Genomic DNA, 14558 nt, shown 5'->3' on the forward strand with positions numbered 1-14558 from the left:
AGAATATGTCGTCCAGAAGGTCCGGACTGTCCGCATTCGCGCCTGTGCGCTTCGAAACCGACAAGCGATCGTTCGGCGTCGTCCATTTTCCGCGTGGCGCTGGCAAGACACGCCTGCCGCTCGAACCCCTGCAACAGGCCCTCGGCATCTGCCTCGGCGTTCACGTCGAGATGAAACGCGAGCGCCTGTTCGGCCCGAAAGTCCCGACCTTCATGTTCATGGGCGAAAAGGTGCGCGTCCGCGTGCTGGAAAACGGCAATGCCTGCCTCGACCTCGGCCATATCGACGACGAGGTCCGCGAAACCATCCTCGAACACATGCGCACCAGCCACGATTTCGACGGCCGCTAAGGTTTTTATCCGCAGATTTACGCAGATTTTCTGCGGCGCTACCGCGCCTCTTCTTTGTATGGTCGACGGCGCGGCTAACGACCCTATCGAAGGCGCTTCGCGCGAAGCGCATTATTCCGTCAGTTGCCTATTCCGGCCGGTCAAGCCCGGAAAAGGCGCGGTAGCGCCGCAGAAATCTGCGTAAATCTGCGGATAAAAACCTTCACCTCTCGGCCGCAACCGCCATGCCGATCATCCAACAAACTGATAATACAGCAAAAACCCGGCCGCTACCGTCATCAGTACGAACGCTAACCCGCCCAGCAGGTTCGACCAGAAGCCGTTGGTGAACTTTCCCATCACCTTCTTGTTGTTCGAAATATGCAGCACGATGGCGATAATCACCGGCGACGTCAGGCCGTACAAAATGGCCGAATAGATGAGCGCCTGGATCGGCGAAATGCCGACATAGTTGATGCCCAGCCCCACCAGAAGCGACACCACGATCACCGCATAAAATGCCGGCGCCTCGTGGAGCTTTTTGTCCAGCCCCTCCTGCCAGCCGAAAGCCTCACACAGGATATAGGACAAGGACCCGCTCAGCACCGGAATAGCCAGGAAACCCGTGCCGATAATGCCGATGGCAAACAAATAATAGGCCGCGTCGCCGGCCAGCGGCTTCAGCGCCTGGGCGGCTTCGGCGACGGTGTCGATCTGATGGACGCCGGCGTTAAACAGCACCGTGCCGGTCGTCAGGATAATGAAGAACATGACGATATTGGAAAACAGCATGCCCATATCGACGTCGAAGCCGACATCGTCGATATAGCGCTTGTCGATCAGGACGCCCTTGCCATGCTTGACGTTTTCGACCTCCATGGTCGTCTGCCAGAAGAACAGGTAGGGCGAAATCGTTGTGCCCAAAATGGCGACAAGGACATTGATATAGTCCTTATTGAGCTCGATCGTCGGGATAACCGTATGTTTCAGCACGCTCATCCAGTCGGTCTTGGCCAGGAACGGCACGACCAGATAGACGAGCAGGACAGCGCACAGCCATTTCAACACGGCGGCGAACTTGCTGTAGGGCAGCCAGATGATGGCCAGTAGGAGCAAGGCGGTGAACAGGACGCTGAAACCGATCGCCGGCATCTGTGGAAAGATCAGGTTCGACACCGCCCCCATGCCGGCGATATCGGCGCCGATATTCAGCACGATCGCCGGAAAGCTGAACAGCACCATCAGCCACAGGACGGGACGCGGATAGCTGGTCTTGAGAATGCCGGTCAGGCCCTGGGCGGTCACCACACCGATGCGGGCGCACATTTCCTGGACCGCGGCCATCAGCGGGAAGGTGATCAGCGCCGTCCACAGGGTTGTCAGGCCATATTGCGCGCCGGCCTGGCTATAGGTGGCGATGCCGGACGGATCGTCGTCGCTGGCGCCGGTGATCAGGCCGGGCCCCAGCAGTTTCCACAGGGCTTTCAGGCCCTTGGGCTTGTCGCCATCCGCTTTGTCGTCGCTCATGGCAGCCCCTGGAAATATTAGATTTTTTCGCTGATCCTGATGGCCAGCCGGCAGCCCGTCTTGATGATCGCCGACAAGAACGGATAGGCCGGCGCCTCGCGCGCACCGTGATCGACAGCGCGGTCATGGTGGCCGATTTCATCGTCGCGGAACTGGGTCAGCCGCGCCGCCAGTTCAGGATCCGACGCCTGGACCTCGGCGATCTGTTCGGCATAGTGCTCTTCGATAACGCTTTCGACCGCTTCGGTGCAAGCATGGGCCGCCTTTTCCCCCAAAAGCGCCGTCGACACGCCCAGGCCCAAAGCCGCCAGCCGCCATACCGGCGTCATCACGGTCGGGCGGACCTGATTGTCGCGCAACAGGGTCTCGAAGGCATCGAGATGCGTCTGCTCTTCGCCTTCCATGGATTTGAACTGGTCGGCCAAACCGCCGTGTTTCGTACCGGCAAAGACCGCGTTCTGGCCGCGATAGATATGCACGGCCGCCAGCTCGCCGGCGTGGTCGACGCGCAGGATTTCCTCGAGCCGGGTGCGCGATTCGCCATAGCCGGGGCGGGGAGGTGTCTTGGCTGTCGAGGTCTGGGCGGTCATGACAGAAACCTTAAATTACGGCTCTTTCCTGATCTTGCGCTTCGGACGGAAGCGCAGGGAAGCGATCAGGCTGAGCAGGGCGAGAATGCCGGAAGCGATGGCATTATATCCTGCCATACTTATCCCCCACATGCGCCATGCCGCGATGTCGCACTGGGGCGCGCTGGTTGTCGCACCGTTCAAAAAGGCGACCATCTGGTCGATACTGATCTCGCCGCCCGATGCCGTGCAGCTTTCCGGCCCCGGCCACCATTTCAGCTCGACGCCGGCGTGAAACAGAGCGATGGCGGCGCCGGTGCCGAAGATGGCGAACAGGACGAAGGAAAACACCCGCGGCGGGCCCTTGGCGCCGGTAAAGATGGCCCACACGCTGGCGACCAGGGAGACGCCGACGGCGATCCAGTAGACGTCGCGCTGTTTCAGGCACAGATGGCACGGGTTGAGGTGGCCGAACAATTGGAACGACCACGCCGTCCCCAACATGGCGAGGGCCATGACCAGGGCGGTGATGCTCCACCAGCGGCTGAACGCCAGTTGCAGCTTCAGGCCCAATTTGTGCGGTTTATGCGTCGTCATCGATGGAGAAGTTTCTTTGTCTTATTTCAGCAACAGCTTGGCGGCTACGAAGCCTACCACGACTACACCGACAACAATAGAGGAGACAAGATAGAAGCGCTTTTCCATCATTTCGGTGATCTCCGGCCCGAAGTGCTTGACCAGTCCGGCCACGACGAAGAAGCGCAAGGACCGTGTCACCGCCGAAGCCACGAAGAACCACAACAGCGAAAACTGCGCCAGGCCGGCGGCGATGGTCACCAGCTTGTACGGAATCGGCGTCAATCCCTTGATGAAAATGACGGCGACGCCCCACTTGGCGAAAAAGGCGCGAAATTCCTCCAGGCCGTTCGGGTGACCGAACAGAGTGAGGATCCAATGCCCCAGGGGCTGAAAATAATAGCCGATGGCATAACCGAGAAATCCGCCGACCACCGAGGCCAGCGAACAGATCGCCGCCGTGCGCCAGGCTCGTTCGGGGCGCGCCAAAACCATCGGAATCAGCATGATGTCCGGCGGCAGCGGAAAGAAGGAGGCTTCGGCGAAAGATACGGCCGCCAACGCCGCCTCGGCATGGCGGCCGGCGGCCAGTTTGATGAGTGAATTATAGAGTTTACGCAGCACGTTTGACGACTTTTCCAGGTGAGGTTCAAAACCCGTGTAACAGGCTCGCGCCAGCTTGTCGCCTGCCACCTTGCGGTGCAATAAAAAAAGCCGATTCTTCCGCCCCTACGTAGAGTTTCGTATGCCAAGTTAGTTCAGATAGTCAATGTCTTAACTATTACTGATTTGTCATTGGCGGAAAGCCGTGCATCTTGTAGCCTCCCTACGAAGGAATCGTGTTCAATGCCTCATAATTCGCTGACCCTGGACGAATATATGCCGTATCGGCTGGCTGTGGCGTCGAACGCCGTCAGCGGACTGATCGCGACGGCCTATGACAGCCTGTATGGCCTGAAAATTCCGGAATGGCGTTTGATTACGATTCTGCGTGAGGACGGCCCGTCGACCCAGCAGGCCCTGGTCAAGCGCGCCGGCATGGACAAGGTGACGATTTCGCGCGCCGCCCAGGCCCTCGCCAAGCGTCGCCTGATCACCCGCGCGCCGCACGAACACGACGGCCGCTCGCACCACCTGATTCTGACCGCGGAAGGCGAGCGCCTGTTCGCCGACGTCGCGCCGGCAGCTATCGAATATGAAAAGGTCATGCTGGCCGGCTTCACTACCGACGAGGTGGACACCTTCAAGAAGTTGCTGCGCCGCGTCGAAGACGCCGCCCTCCAGGCCCAAAACAACACCTAAAAACTCTCCTCCCCATCTCCCAAATGGGGAGGTGGCGCCGCTTGTCGGCGACGGAGGGGTCACTTTCCAGGTCCCCACCATAGACCTTCCCGCCACACAATTCCCAAAAAACGGTGTGCGGGATGGCGCAGTCTCTGGCAATCTGTTAACCTTTATGGTTAGCTGTTGCACGTGGTGTAACGGATGTCTTCACGGGGGAGGAAGGGGGCTTGCAGTTGGATTATCAGAACGACGGACACGGACTTCCTTCCGATTTCCCCAGCGATCCGGTGTATCACTTTCACTTCCTCGCCTGGGGGCTCGGCCTCCTGTTGCTGCTGCTGTTCGCCGCCGCCATCATCATGGCGTTCCGCCGCGCCTATGCCCAATATTCACGGTTGGAGCGCGAGGACGCCATCAAGGAACGCGTCGCCAAGGTCGACAAGGCGCTGAAGATCGCCTCTGCCGGCGCGCGCGACGACCAGATGCAAAAAGCCGAAAACGCCCTTGCCGTCATCGACGCCAATTTCGCCGCCAGCCTGGCCCTCAGCAAGAAGCTCAACGACGCCATGGCGCCCTTGTACAAGGCCCTGGACGGCGTCAAGGAAGAGGATGCCAAGCCCGGCGGTATGATGAATGGCGGCAATGTCATGGCCGGCGGCACCGTCATCAACATCGCTGTCAATAATGGCCAACCCGTCTTGCCCGGCGCCGCCGATCCCGCGGCGGCCATGCCAGGCCCTTATGCCTCGGCCGCGCCCACGCCCGCCGATGCCCCGCCGGCTAAGGAAAAAATGTCGCCCTTCGAACAGAGCGAAGCCATCTGGAAAGCGATCCACAAGCTGTTCAACTACTGGAAAAACCGTACCGCCGTCACCACGGCCTTCACCGCGGCCCAGCAGCAGCTGCTCGATTCGCCGTTCTGGGAACCGCCACCGCCGCCTGACATGCCGCAACGGACGGGGCGCAAACCATCATGACTTTTTTCCGCGCCATAACCCTGCTGCAACAACAGGATTTCGACGAAAACTTCGGCGGTCCGCCCGAAGGCTATTACGACCATGGCCACGGCCTCGGCCTGTTCGACCCCTATGTCCTGGGCGGCCTCGTCGTCATGGGCGTGGTCCTCGGCATCCTGATGGCTGCCGCCTGGTATATCGGCCGGCAACGCGCCCGCCGCGGCCTGTTGGACAGCCGCAAGGCGTCGGCCGACTACATCTATAAAAGCGTCAAATACCTGCTCGACAAGGCCTTGAAGTCGTCCGGCGGGATGATTCTGGAACGCGGCCGCGAAGTCGCCGACATGCTGGAATCGCGCCTCGGCTTCGTCCTGGCGCTCGACGCAAAGCCGGGCAAGATGGTCGAGGAGATCCGCAAATCGATCAAGGGCGACAAGCCCAAGCCCGTCGTCACGCCGCCCGTGGCCAAGGTCAAGGTCGCGCTGCCGACCGAGGCCCATCTCGTCGGCGTATGGAACGCCCTCCAGGACCTGAGCGTCTTCTGGGCCAACGAGGCCGAGGTCAAGCAACTGATCGAGGCCGCCCAGATCGAGCTGTCGACCCGTCCGCCGCGTGAGGCAAAAGACTCAGCGGACTTGTGGCCGTGGCAGCAGCGCGCACCTGAGAAAAAGTCCAAGGTCGAGGCCATTGTCGCCGGGGCCCTGAACGACGCCGACAAGGCTGGCTCCGCCCCGGTCATCGCGCCCGCGCCCGCGGCGACGGAACCTCCGCCGCCCGAAACGCCACCACCACCACCGCCGGCGCCCGCCCCCACGGGCGGCAAGAAGCCGCTGCCGGCCCACAAGCGCAACATGCTGGCGTGAACACGCTGGGCCGTCGCGCCATCGGCCTGGCGGTCTGCCTGTCGGCCATGGCCGGTTGCGTCGATGCCATCGGCTTCCTGCAATTGGGCGGCTATTTTGTCTCCTTCATGAGCGGCAATTCTACCCAATTCGCCGTTGCCGTCATGACGGGCGAAGGCGCGCGCATGCTGCAACTGGGTGGTCTGCTGGCCCTGTTCGTCACCGGCACCGTGGTGGGCACGCTGGTGGGCCACTTCGCCCCGCCGAAGTTGCGCGTCACCTTCGTCCTCAGCCTCGTAACACTTTTGCTGACCGCCGCAGCCGGTGCATCGGCCCTGGGCCGGCCGCTGACCGCCATGGGCCTGCTGACCCTGGCCATGGGGGCCGAAAACGCCTCTTTCCAGCGCGACGGCGACGTAGTCATCGGCCTGACCTATATGACCGGCACCCTGGTCAAGATCGGCCAGCGCCTTGCCCTGGCCGTGGTCGGCGGCGGCGCGCCGTTCGCCTGGATGCCGTATCTCGTTCTGTGGCTGGGCCTGATCGTCGGCGGCATTGTCGGCGCCTTGCTTTATCATGCCATGGGTTTGCACAGCCTGTGGCTCGTCGGCGCCTGGGCCCTGGCTCTGACGGTCTTCGCCCGTCTGGCGCACTCCGATCTGCCGTCGTAAAGTCTGGAAGGCTAGATATGGGGCTGGTCTCCGGTGCCATGACACCTGTGGCCAAATCCACTTGTGATAACGCCGTTTTGCCCTAATATCGACCCTGTCCGCCGCGCGCGCCTTGCCTGCCTGCCGGACCCGGGGAGACGATATCATGAAGCCTCTGAAATGTGCCGCCATGGCCTTGACCATGGGCCTGTTCGTTCTGGCTGCCCAACCGGCGGCGGCATTCGAAAACAGCAGGCCGCAAACCGCGGGCGCCCGGGCGGCCCAAAAGCCCGTCGTCAAGGTGCGCGCCGTGAAACCCTGGCAGATGCCGCCGCTGGTCTTGGTTAAAAAACCGCTGGTCTACTACAAGGGCGGCTTCTTCAGCGGCGACATGACGGGATGGATGCCGATTACCAATGGCGCGTCCAAGGGCGGCGCTTCGATGGTCGAGACCGACAACGGATCATATATTATTACCCGCGGCGGCGATAACGGCATCTATATCGCACCCTTTGATCCCGGTCAGCTCGCAGTGATTGATTCCGGCGCGTGGACGCTGTTGAACAATGGCGCGACCTCCGAGCCCAGCTGCGTCTATGTTCCCACAAAGGACTACGATAAAGGCGACTTTATCAAGTCGGGCGTCTCGCGTTGCGGCTTCCTGGGCGCAACAGGCAATGCCATGGTCTCGCTGACCTATTGGGGTGTGGATGGCATGCAAAACGGCCTTTGGGATGATCTTGATGGCGAAAACGGCGGCGCCGCCCCCACGATTATTGCCGGCCCCATAGAGGCCTACGTCGGGCCTGGGGTGTATTTGACCCAATACGGCGTCGTCGTCTGGGACGGAAAGACAGGGCTTTATCAGGAAACCGTCGCCTACCAGTCCAAAGGCTTCGGCGGCAATCGCACCAAGGATTGGGTGGATTGGACGAAGAAGCCGGACGCCGTCCCCGCGCCGCCTGGCTGCCTGACCATCAGCCCGACCTATTCGGTCTGCGCTGTCGCAACCGATGACAACCGCGTTCATATCGTTGAGTTCGGAGCGCCGGGCGACCCCATAACCTGGCTGTCGGCGGTTTCGGACGTGATGCCCGACGGCCTTTCCGGCAAACCGGCCCTGGTGCGATTGAAGTCGGGTCGCATAGCGATCGTCATGCGCACGAACAAGGGAACGCTGGCGCGGACTCTCTACGATTATTCGGCAGGCTTTACCGGCGGCTGGAAAAACGAGGGCGGCTTCGTTATCGCCGGTTCGACACCCACCTGCCTGGCCAGGAACGAGCAACCCGTCTGCGTCATTCAGGGCAATGGCGGCAAGCTCTACGCCAAGGCCCTGGCGACACCCTCCGGCCTGTAACGCCAACGCACGTTCCGATGGCGCCTCGGTACGCCTATCGGCGCAATAACGCGGTAATTCCAGGTTGCGCCCGTCGCATCCTGGCCTTATTCTACTCCGCAGTGCACATACCGGCGGGCTGGCCAGTATACTGGCTTATATTCTGGGGGGAATCATGACGAACTTTATCGCAACGCGCGGCAACGACACGTTTGCCGGAACCTCGGCATCGGAAGATGTCGCCGACTATCGCCCCCATCAAGGCACGACCGGCGTCAAAATCGACCTGAGCCTGACCACCCCGCAACAAACCTCCGGATCAGGAACGGATACGCTCACCGGCATCGACGACGTGCTCGGGACCGATTTTATCGACTATCTGACCGGCAATGCTGGCGACAACAGGCTCTACGGCAACGATGGTTCCGACCGCCTCGACGCGGGCTCCGGTGGTAATGACCGCCTCGAGGGCGGCGACGGCGACGATACCCTCAACGTTAATTACGCCGCGGCCGGCCATGCCGACCTGTTCGGTGGTGCCGGTTTCGACACGTTCAATATCGCCCTTTCCGCCGCCGATCCGTCCGTCACCGCCTCGGGCGGCGACGGTAATGATCGTTTCAACATCGATGCCATGGGTGCAGTTACGCTCAGCCTTGGCGCCGGGCGCGACACGGTCGCCCTGGCCGCCACTCAGACAGGTCTTGTCACCATCACCGACTTCCAGGCCGGCGATCCGGGCGACGTCATCGATCTTCACGCCTATCTGTCGGCCGTGTTGCCAGGTTGGGACGGATCGCAAAATCCGTTCGCCACCCTGGTCAAACTCGCCTATGTCGACGGCTCGACCACGATCCAGGTCTATACCGGCGGCGCGTGGCATGACGCCATTGTTCTGCAGGGCGTGCACGCCAGCGATCTGACCGAACAAAATTTCGCTGGAATTTCACCGGACGGATCCGGCGGGGCCGGTGTCTACCTGCAGGGTTCCCGCGGCAGTGATGTCCTGACGGGCGGTGCGGGTGACGACGTGCTGGACGCAGGTATAGCCGGCACCGATCAACTGACCGGTGGCGCCGGCGCCGATACATTTATCATTCAGCGCAGTGTCCTCCGTGACGTCAACACAGCTACCCCGACCGTACTCATTACCGATTTTGTCGCCGGAACTGATGTGATCGTCGTTTATGACGCGAGCAAGCTTGCATCTCATATCGACTACGGCCGGGATCTGCACCTGACGTTCGACAATGGCCAGACCGTGGACCTCATGGGCATCGACTGGTCCGACAGCCTGCTCGACAGCCTTGTTTTCGTCGCGCCCGACAGCTTTTCCATCCCGGTCATCGCGCCCGTTGGCGCCCCAACCGCCACCACGACCGTCACAACAGACCTGTTTACCGTCGCCGCCGGTCAACAAGCCTATCATTCACCCCCCGTCGGCGAATACGCCCGATATCAGGACGCGACCATCTTTCTCAGCGGCAGCGCCGCTCAGCTGGATGTGAAAGGCACTGTTATCGCGGACGGCACGGACGGCGGCGCCATTGCCGTGGCCAGCATCGGAGAGCGCCTGCCTGCGCCCGAAGGACACGCGGCGCACGTCCATATCTTCGCCGGCGGCCAGATTTTGGCCCATTCGGCAACCGACACCTATGGCTTCCTGTCCAGGACCAGTGGCTACTATCTGGAGGGCGGTAGCGCCAGCATCACTAATGATGGTGTGATTGCCTCCGTCTCGGATACCGGCAATGCCTGGGGTATCCGGACCGACAGCTTCTTTGACGCGACGGGTATCGTCAATAACGGTTCGATCACGGCCTATGGCAAACTGATCGTTACCGCCGTTGAGATGGGCGGTGGAGAGTTTACCAATACCGGTGACATCGCGGCCTATGGTGAGCTGGCGACCGGCGTTTACATGGAATCGCACGAAACCTTCTTCAACTCCGGTACCATTTCCGCGCACGGCAGCAGGAATAGTGCCGCCGTCGAGGTCGGAAATTATGATGGCGGCGGCGTATTCGTCAATTCCGGCACCTTGAGCGGCAGTTACGCCTTTCTCGTCAACGAGGTGGCCTATTACTCGCCTTCCGGGGCCAATCCGTCCAGTGAAAGCGTCGAAAACCAGGCCACCGGCGTCATGAACGGCATTGTCTGGCTCGACGTCGGTGATGATACCCTGACCAATGCCGGCCACATTACCGGCTTTGTCGGCCTGGACGAAGGCAATGACACGCTTGTCAATTCAGGCACCATTGTCGGCGATATCGACCTCGGCATGGGCAACGATTCCTATGACAGCCAGGCGGGCGTAAACGATAATGCCCGGATCTATAGCGGAAAAGGCACTGATTCCGTTCTGGCGGGCGTGGGCAGCCAGTACATATTCGGCGAAGAGGGGGATGACACCCTGAGCGGTGGCGCCGGCGACGACTGGATCGACGGCGGAATCGGCAATAATACGCTCGACGGCGGTGCGGGTTTCGACATCCTGTCGTTTCGTTCGGCGATTTCCGCCATGTCCGTTGATCTGACGACGGGTCTGGCTTCCAACCTGGAAGGCACCGACCATATTTCCGGTTTTGAAGCGGTGCTTGGAACGGCATTCGCCGATACCGTAACCGGCGGAACCAGGAGTGAAAATATCGAAGGCGAGGATGGCGCCGATACGCTGAATGGCGGTGGCGGCAATGATGTCCTGGTCGGCGGCAAGGGCGGGGACACCCTGACCGGTGGCGCCGGCCGGGATACGTTCGTCTACAATCCGTTCGATGGCGAAGACGTCATCACCGATTTCAAGGCAGGGCAGGACCAACTGCTGATCGGGGGCTTTACGGCCTGGACGTCTCTGGTGCAGGACGGCGCCGATACCGTCGTGACCCTGGCCGACGGGGGCATGGTTCGCCTGCAAAACGTCGTCCTGTCGTCGCTGAGCAGCAAGGACATCGTCTTCGGCGACGACAGCTCGCACCAGCTGGCGGCCGACCCCGGCACCCCACGCGTCGGCGGAACACCCATCTTTTCCCGTGACGACGTCATCATCGGCCACGGCGAAGTCTATGACCTGGTCGATCAACTCTATGGCTTTGTATCCGACTGGGCCATGACCGTCGACAATTCCGGCACGATCAACATCAGCAATACCGGCGGCGTTGCGGCGGTTCGGGAAGCCAGCCTTCTCAATGAAGCCGACGGTGTCATCCTTGTCGAAAGCAAAGGGGTCGCGTCTTCGGATAACAGCTGGTGGTACCTTCGTGTGTGCGGCGTCCAGTCCCCTGTCGATTTCGTCGACAATCGCGGGCTGATCAAGGTCATTGCCACCGACGCCCGCGCCTGGGGCATCCTTTCCACCTATAATGAGAGATCCATCACCAATAGCGGGCGGATCGAGGTCCGTTCCAACGCCGCCGCAACCGGCATCGACTCTTTCGATCCTTTGCCGATCACCAATAGCGGCAGCATTGTCGTCGAAGGTGGCAGCGGCAGCAGCATCGGTATCGGCGGCGGCGGTGCGACGGGTATTAGTGTCTACTTTTTTGGCGCCGCGAGTTTATCCCATATCATAAATACCGGTCTGATCCAGGCAAGCGTAACGCCGGACGCTGAAGCCATAGGGTATCGCTCGACCGCCATTGTCATTGGTTCCGGCGGTATTGTCGACAATAGTGGCACCCTCCTTGCCGACATAGGGGTCAAGGCATACTCTCTGCTGTGGCTGAACAATACCGGCGCCATTACCGGCGACATCGTCCTTGAGACAAACGACTACAATATATCTGATACGAACTACTATAACAAGATTACCAATACCGGCCAGATTACCGGCGATATTCATGGCAACAGGAGTGACGACCTGTTCGACGCGTCGACCGGGAAATTCACTGGTACCTTTTATGGCGATGGCGGCAACGACTACGTCTATGCCGGCACCAACGGTGAAGTTTTTGATGGCGGCGCCGGAGTCGATACAGTCGATTTTTCGCGGATGACCAAGGGCGTTACAGTCTCGACCTCCGGACGCAATGTTATCTCCGGCTTCGGTACCCATACCTTCAAGCAGGTCGAAGCGCTTATTGGTAGTAAATTCAATGATAAGTTGATCGGCGATGCCGGCCATAATGTCCTGACCGGCGGCAAGGGTAACGACACCCTGACCGGTGGCGGGGGCGGCGATACCTTCGTTTACGGCAAGTACGACGGGCACGACATCATCACCGACTTTACGGTCGCCGGCGCTCAGCATGACACGATCGACGTCAGCGCAGCGGGCTTTACCGGGTGGCAGCAACTGGTTCAGGTCGGCGCCGACACAAAGGTCATGTTCTCCGACAACGATTGGGTATGGCTCCAAAACGTCCAAGCCACATCCCTGACGGCAGGTAATTTCCACTTCAAGTCCGATACGGCCGATATCACCCTGACCGGAACCTCCGGTGACGATATCCTGACGACCCACAACCATGTCGATACGCTCAACGGCGGTGGCGGCAACGACGTGCTGACCGGCGGCGGCGTGGTAAATTATGAAAATGGCGGCGCCGGCGACGATTATATCTATGTGACGACCGGCCTCAACTATATCGATGGCGGCGCCGGCACGGACACGCTCGACTACAGCCTGTGGGCGGCCAGCGTGCGTTACGATGGTTTGTCGCAGCTCTTCAACAACGTATCTTCCATCAGATACGATATGTCGAATAGCAGCGCATACAGCTTCGACTTCGTTTCGAGCGTCGAAAACATCATCGGCAGTGACTATGACGACCACATGATCGCGACCGACGCGGACAATCAGTTGTCTGGTGGTGACGGTAATGACGATCTCACCGGGCTTGCCGGTAACGACCTGATCGACGGGGGCGCCGGCGATGATCAGATGAACGGCGGCGTCGGCGACGACACCTTTGTCGTCGACTCGACAGGTGACGTTATCTATGAGACGGCGCAAAATGGACTCAACGGTGGTATCGACACGGTGCGCGCGTCTATTGCCTATACGCTCGACAACAGCCTCGAGAACCTTACCTTGATTGGCACCGGCAATATTGCCGGCACCGGAAATTATCTCGACAACATCCTGATCGGCAATTCCGGCAATAACGTGCTGGACGGCGGTGACGGCTCCGACCTGATGAAGGGCGGTGCCGGTAATGACACCTACATTCTTCATGATACCAGCGATGTCATCGTCGAAAATGCCGGCGGGGGCAGTGATACGATCCAGACCGAGATCACCTACGTCCTCGTCGACATCAATATCGAGAACCTGGCCCTGACCGGGGAAGCCAATGTCAACGGCACCGGCAATGCCGCCAGAAATAACCTGAAAGGCAACAGCGGCAATAATATACTCGATGGCGGGACAGGCGCGGATACCATGATCGGTGGCGCCGGCAACGACACCTATTATGTCGACAACGCGGCCGATATCATCACCGAACTGCACGGCGGCGGCAGCGATATCGTCATCAGTTCGCGGACCTATGCGTTGAGTTCCGAGGTCGAGAAGCTGACCCTGACCGGCACCGGCAATACAGCCGGCACCGGCAATGCCCTGAACAACACCATCATAGGCAATGACGGCAATAACAAGCTGATCGGCGGCGAGGGCAACGACAACCTGGCCGGCGGCCTGGGCAATGACACCCTGGACGGCGGCAAGGGCACCGATACCCTAAAGGGCGGCGAGGGGGACGATCGTTATTACCTCGACAGCACCTCCGACGCCGTGAGGGAATTCTCCCTGCAAGGTAACGATACGATCGTGATCAACGGTACCTACACCCTCGAGCTTAACATCGAGAACCTGATTCTCACCGGCTCCGGCGTTCGTTTCGGCACCGGCAATGCGCTCGATAATCACATCACAGGCAATGCCGGCAACAACACACTGGGCGGCGCCGACGGCAATGACGTCATCGATGGCGGCAAGGGGGCCGACACCATGCGCGGCGGCAACGGCAACGATATCTTCTATGCCGACAATACCGGCGACACCGTGACGGAATACAGCGGCCAGGGTACTGATTCTGTTTTCAGTTCGGTCAGCTTCGCCCTTGGCAACAATGTCGAAAACCTGACCCTGGCCGGCACTGCGGCCATCAACGGCACAGGCAATACCCGTGACAATATCCTCATCGGCAATGGCGGCAAGAATATCCTCGACGGCGGCCGCGGCCACGACATGCTGACCGGCGGCCTGGGCGCCGACACCTTCCTGTTCGGCCTGAACAGCGGTGCCGACACCATAACCGATTTTGCCGCCGGCCAGAATGACACGATCGACCTGCAGGCCTATCACGCCCAATCGACGGCCGTGATTGCCCAGATCGGCGCCGACACCACCATCGACCTGGGTGGCGGGAACATCATCACCGTGCTCAATACCTCCGCCACTGACGCAGCCTTCCTCAGCCATATCGTCTGGTAGCTGATCCTTCGACCGCCGTGGCACGGCAATTGCCAGTTGCACCGGCCGCATCG

At 60.4% G+C, this 14558-nt stretch carries 11 protein-coding genes; 7 read left to right on the top strand and 4 right to left on the bottom strand.

The window, feature by feature from the left end:
• Positions 1-5: 5 nt before the first annotated feature.
• Complete coding sequence (locus AC1DX3_RS20895; RefSeq protein ID WP_476991276.1) at positions 6-350, top strand: hypothetical protein; 345 nt, start codon at positions 6-8, stop codon at positions 348-350.
• Between the two features lie 231 nt (positions 351-581).
• Here the strand turns inward: AC1DX3_RS20895 and AC1DX3_RS20900 are convergent, their stop codons facing one another.
• From AC1DX3_RS20900 to AC1DX3_RS20915, 4 genes are read right to left on the bottom strand one after another with little or no spacing between them, the layout of a single operon-like run.
• Positions 582-1856 carry an NRAMP family divalent metal transporter gene (locus AC1DX3_RS20900; protein ID WP_476991277.1) on the bottom strand — a complete coding sequence of 425 codons (1275 nt, stop codon included), beginning with the start codon at positions 1854-1856 and terminating at the stop codon, positions 582-584.
• A gap of 17 nt (positions 1857-1873) precedes the next feature.
• Positions 1874-2446, bottom strand: a complete 573-nt coding sequence (locus AC1DX3_RS20905; RefSeq protein ID WP_476991278.1) for a demethoxyubiquinone hydroxylase family protein — start codon at positions 2444-2446, stop codon at positions 1874-1876.
• A 15-nt stretch (positions 2447-2461) separates the two neighbouring features.
• The gene (locus AC1DX3_RS20910) at positions 2462-3022 is read right to left on the bottom strand and encodes a disulfide bond formation protein B (protein ID WP_476991279.1); all 561 of its coding nucleotides are present in this window, start codon (positions 3020-3022) and stop codon (positions 2462-2464) included.
• A gap of 21 nt (positions 3023-3043) precedes the next feature.
• A complete protein-coding gene (locus AC1DX3_RS20915; protein ID WP_476991280.1) occupies positions 3044-3625 on the bottom strand; it encodes a YqaA family protein in 582 nt (193 codons plus the stop codon).
• A gap of 222 nt (positions 3626-3847) precedes the next feature.
• Here AC1DX3_RS20915 and AC1DX3_RS20920 point away from each other — a divergent pair, with 222 nt between their 5' ends.
• The 6 genes from AC1DX3_RS20920 to AC1DX3_RS20945 all read left to right on the top strand — a co-directional run bounded on the left by AC1DX3_RS20920 (position 3848) and on the right by AC1DX3_RS20945 (position 14505).
• Positions 3848-4303, top strand: a complete 456-nt coding sequence (locus AC1DX3_RS20920; protein WP_476991281.1) for a MarR family winged helix-turn-helix transcriptional regulator — start codon at positions 3848-3850, stop codon at positions 4301-4303.
• Positions 4304-4512: 209 nt separating this feature from the next.
• A complete protein-coding gene (locus tag AC1DX3_RS20925) occupies positions 4513-5262 on the top strand; it encodes a hypothetical protein (protein WP_476991282.1) in 750 nt (249 codons plus the stop codon).
• Positions 5259-6104: a hypothetical protein gene (locus tag AC1DX3_RS20930; RefSeq protein ID WP_476991283.1), complete on the top strand. Its 846-nt coding sequence runs from the start codon at positions 5259-5261 to the stop codon at positions 6102-6104. Before AC1DX3_RS20925 ends, AC1DX3_RS20930 begins: the two co-directional genes overlap by 4 nt.
• Positions 6101-6754: a YoaK family protein gene (locus AC1DX3_RS20935; protein ID WP_476991284.1), complete on the top strand. Its 654-nt coding sequence runs from the start codon at positions 6101-6103 to the stop codon at positions 6752-6754. The genes AC1DX3_RS20930 and AC1DX3_RS20935 overlap by 4 nt, the downstream gene beginning before the upstream one ends.
• 145 nt (positions 6755-6899) lie before the next feature.
• Complete coding sequence (locus AC1DX3_RS20940; RefSeq protein WP_476991285.1) at positions 6900-8093, top strand: hypothetical protein; 1194 nt, start codon at positions 6900-6902, stop codon at positions 8091-8093.
• Positions 8094-8247: 154 nt separating this feature from the next.
• Complete coding sequence (locus tag AC1DX3_RS20945; protein WP_476991286.1) at positions 8248-14505, top strand: beta strand repeat-containing protein; 6258 nt, start codon at positions 8248-8250, stop codon at positions 14503-14505.
• Positions 14506-14558: the final 53 nt, after the last annotated feature.

The organism is Asticcacaulis sp. P2_B1, from assembly GCF_056404915.1.

What these genes read in the sequence shown, in the direction of transcription:
- AC1DX3_RS20895 (WP_476991276.1), top strand. Translation starts at nt 6, where the DNA reads ATGTCGTCCAGAAGGTCCGGACTGTCCGCATTCGCGCCTGTGCGCTTC.
- AC1DX3_RS20940 (WP_476991285.1), top strand. Translation starts at nt 6,900, where the DNA reads ATGAAGCCTCTGAAATGTGCCGCCATGGCCTTGACCATGGGCCTGTTC.
- AC1DX3_RS20920 (WP_476991281.1), top strand. Translation starts at nt 3,848, where the DNA reads ATGCCTCATAATTCGCTGACCCTGGACGAATATATGCCGTATCGGCTG.
- AC1DX3_RS20900 (WP_476991277.1), bottom strand. Translation starts at nt 1,856, where the DNA reads ATGAGCGACGACAAAGCGGATGGCGACAAGCCCAAGGGCCTGAAAGCC.
- AC1DX3_RS20930 (WP_476991283.1), top strand. Translation starts at nt 5,259, where the DNA reads ATGACTTTTTTCCGCGCCATAACCCTGCTGCAACAACAGGATTTCGAC.
- AC1DX3_RS20910 (WP_476991279.1), bottom strand. Translation starts at nt 3,022, where the DNA reads ATGACGACGCATAAACCGCACAAATTGGGCCTGAAGCTGCAACTGGCG.
- AC1DX3_RS20945 (WP_476991286.1), top strand. Translation starts at nt 8,248, where the DNA reads ATGACGAACTTTATCGCAACGCGCGGCAACGACACGTTTGCCGGAACC.
- AC1DX3_RS20905 (WP_476991278.1), bottom strand. Translation starts at nt 2,446, where the DNA reads ATGACCGCCCAGACCTCGACAGCCAAGACACCTCCCCGCCCCGGCTAT.